Origin of the sequence: Bradyrhizobium sp., assembly GCF_050014615.1 — a bacterium.
Classification (GTDB): Bacteria; Pseudomonadota; Alphaproteobacteria; order Rhizobiales; family Xanthobacteraceae; genus Bradyrhizobium.
The window spans coordinates 1-2947 of sequence record NZ_JBEKCZ010000346.1; the positions used below are offsets into that span (position 1 = coordinate 1).

Below are 2947 nucleotides of genomic sequence, written 5' to 3' on the forward strand. Positions count from 1 at the left end.
ATACGCGTTGACGATCCATCCGGCAACAACTGCCAGCTCTGTTCGGTGTCTTTCAGATTCGCGACCATGATCTGCTCGAGAACCTGCTGATGCACCGTGGGATTCTGCAGCGGACAAAGCACCTCAACGCGCCGGTCGAGGTTGCGCGGCATCATGTCGGCGGACGAGATATACACAGCCGCTTTTGCGCTCGGCAGGCCCTGTCCCATCCCGAAGCAGTAGATTCGGCCGTGTTCGAGGAAACGGCCGATGATCGACTTGACGCGGATGTTCTCCGAGAGCCCGGGAATACCCGGCCGCAGGCAGCAAATTCCGCGCACCACGAGTTCGATCGGGACCCCGGCCTGCGAGGCCTCATACAGGGCGTCGATGATGTCGGGATCGACCAGCGAGTTCATCTTCAACCAGATCGCCGCCGGCTTGCCGTGACGGGCAAAATGGGTCTCGCCGTGAATGTGTTCGATCATTCGCTTGCGCAAGGTGAGCGGCGATACCGCCATCTTTTCGATGTCGCTCGGTTCCGCGTAGCCGGTGATGTAGTTGAACACCCGCGCGGCATCACGGCCGATGATCGGATCGGACGTGAAATATGACAGATCGGTGTAAATGCGCGCGGTCACCGGATGATAGTTTCCGGTGCCGGTATGGACATAGGTCGTGAGGCTGCCGGCCTCGCGGCGCACGATCAGCGACAGCTTGGCGTGGGTCTTGAGTTCGATAAATCCGTACACGACCTGCACGCCGGCGCGTTCGAGATCGCGTGCCCAGCGGATGTTGGCTTCCTCATCGAACCGCGCCTTGAGTTCGATCAGCGCGGTCACCGACTTTCCGGCCTCGGCGGCTTCCGCCAGCGCCCGCACGATCGGCGAGTTGTTCGAGGTGCGATAAAGGGTTTGCTTGATGGCGACGACGTCGGGATCGCGGGCGGCCTGTTGCAGGAACTGCACGACGACGTCGAACGACTCATAGGGATGATGAACGATCAGGTCTTTTTGCCGGATCGCGGCAAAGATATCGCCGCCGTGATCGCGCACGCGTTCGGGATGGCGGGGAACATAGGGAACGAATTCGAGGTCGGGCCGGTCGAGCCTCGTCAGTTGCGACAATTCGTTCATCGCCAGCACGCCGTCGACCAGCAGAACCTCGTCGTCGGCGGTGGAAAGCGCGCGCTGCACGAAGGCGCGCAGTTCTTCGGGCATCTTGGCTTCGATCTCGAGCCGGATCACCGATCCTCGCCGCCGCCGCTTCAGCGCGGTTTCGAACAGCCGGACCAGATCTTCCGCCTCTTCCTCTATTTCAAGTTCGGAGTCCCTGATAATTCGGAACGCGCCCTGACCCTTGACGGTATAGCCGGGGAATAACCGCCCGATGAACAGGCCGGTGGCTTGCTCGAGCGTAATCAGGCGCACCGCGCCATCCTTGCCCGTGGGCATGCGGATGAAGCGATCGATCTTGCCTGGCATGCGGATGAGCGCGTTCATCGGCTTGCCGTCGGAGACCCGCGCCAGATGCAGCGCGACGGTAAATCCGAGGCTGGGGATGAACGGGAAGGGGTGCGCCGGATCGATCGCGAGCGGTGTCAGCAGCGGGAAGATATTGTGAAGGAAGTGATCCTCGACCCAGGTTCGCTCGGCCTTGGTGACATCGCGGCCATCAACCAGAACGAGGCCCACCTCGGCCAGGATGCCGCGCAGATCGCGCCAGATCGCCTGCTGGTCGCTGGCGAGTGTTGAAACCGTCTCGTTGATGAGGACGAGCTGTTCGGCCGGGGTCAGACCGTCCGGACTGCGCTCGGCAATGCCCTCCCGCACCTGGGCCTTGATGCCGGCGACGCGCACCATGAAGAATTCGTCAAGGTTATTGGCGGAAATCGACAGAAATCTCACCCGTTCGAGCGCGGGGTGGCCGGGATTGACCGACTCCTCCAGCACCCGGCGATTGAAATGCAGCCAGGAAAGCTCCCGATTGATGAAGCGCTCGGGGCTATTGGCCATCGTTGCGCCGGCTTCGGGATCCGCTTCTTTTTCTTTAATTACAATAGCTTGTGCGGATTCCATCGAAGTTTAATCCATCTCAAAGCAGGTGGTGCGGCCATCGGAACGAAGACGGCACGAACCATGTGTTATCGCGATGACGTTTCGATGACATTGACGTTCCCGGCGTGGGCGCCGTCAAGATGCGAAGATGTGGAAATCAGGCGTCTCGCAGCAGGTCAGCCGCCAGTGCCCGGGTAACCGGCCGGCCCAGCCGCAGGGCTTCGGTGTCCAGCAGTTCCACAGCCTGCCGTACGGCCGCATAAGAGCGCTCAATCCTGGACGTGAGATAGCTCACGACGGTCTCATCGACGGTCAATTGACGGTCGGCGCAGAATTTGACGATCAGCGCGCGAAACAGCTGATCGTCAGGCGGCAACAGCAACACCGTCGGTACCGCGCGCAGACGCGAGCGCAGATCGCGCAGCTCGATCTCAAGGGCCGTGGGCGGCGAGCGGGCGGTGATCAGAACGGACGCGGCGTCTTCGCGCGCCAGGTTCATCAGATGGAACAGCGCCCGTTCGTCGAGGTCTGGCGATTTCAGATCGTCGACCACCAGCGCGCCCGTCGCCAGCGCACCTGGTACCGCCGCGGCGGTCAGCGCATGCGCCGAGATCGAGCGGGCACCGGCTTGTTCGGCCCAGATGGCGGCGAGATGGCTCTTGCCGGAACCCTCCGGTCCCACCAGCAGCATGATCCGGTTCGGCCAGTCGGGCCAGCTATCGACCAGCGCCAGGCCTGCAGCATTGGCCGGGCCTTCGAGAAAATTGTCGCGCGTAAGGCTCTCTGCGTGCGGCAGCGCAAATGCCAGCTGACGAGGTTGAACGCGGCCTGCCACGCAAGTCTCCATGCCGGGATCGACCGGCCCCTGATTTTCGAAGCCTAGCGCGCTTCGATCGTGCTCATGTGCCGTA

The 2947-nt window shown here is 62.1% G+C and carries 2 protein-coding genes; both read right to left on the reverse strand.

Annotated elements, in window-relative coordinates; all coding sequences use genetic code 11:
• On the reverse strand, nt 1-2057 hold a 2057-nt coding region (locus tag ABR948_RS29325; RefSeq protein ID WP_428124785.1), incomplete at its 3' end, for an RNA degradosome polyphosphate kinase.
• Nucleotides 2058-2193: 136 nt separating this feature from the next.
• Entirely contained in the window at nt 2194-2871 is a 678-nt protein-coding gene (locus ABR948_RS29330) for a P-loop NTPase family protein (protein WP_428124787.1), read from the reverse strand.
• Between the last annotated feature and the right edge of the window lie 76 nt (nt 2872-2947).